Origin of the sequence: Bradyrhizobium sp. NBAIM08, from assembly GCF_020193935.1 — a bacterium.
Classification (GTDB): domain Bacteria; phylum Pseudomonadota; class Alphaproteobacteria; order Rhizobiales; family Xanthobacteraceae; genus Bradyrhizobium; species Bradyrhizobium yuanmingense.
The window spans coordinates 1-426 of the sequence record NZ_JADYVR010000626.1; the positions used below are offsets into that span (position 1 = coordinate 1).

1 protein-coding gene is annotated in these 426 nt (G+C 68.8%); it reads right to left on the reverse strand.

Translation table 11 applies throughout. The annotated features are described in order from the left end of the window. A partial coding sequence (locus I6F37_RS41270; RefSeq protein ID WP_249795475.1) for a sensor histidine kinase KdpD occupies positions 1 to 426 on the reverse strand: 426 nt, incomplete at both ends.

The window sequence follows — 426 nt, forward strand, 5'->3', positions numbered from 1 at the left end:
GGCGCCCGATCTCGTCGCCGGGAATGCCGATGCCGCGATCGACGATGCGGATCACCGCCGACTCAGCGGGAGACGTCGTGACGTCGAGGGCGACATCGATTCGCCGTGCGTCGCCGGAGTACTTGACGGCGCTCGACAGCAGATTGGCGATGACCTGGGCGATCAGCCGGCAGTCCACCTCCGCTTCCACCGGCGTATCGGGCATGCACAGGTCGATCTCGAAGGCAGGACTGATCTCGCGCTGCACGTCGCAGGCCGTCTGGAGCAGCGCACGCAGGTCCGTCTCTCGCGGTGACAGCTTCAGCTGCGCCTCTGCGAGCTGGGTGCTCGACAGCAGGCGCTCGATGAGTCCGGCGAGCTGCGACACCGCGCTCCGGATGCGGTCGATGCGCGCCGTCGCGGTCGGCACCGCGGCCCCAACGGCAA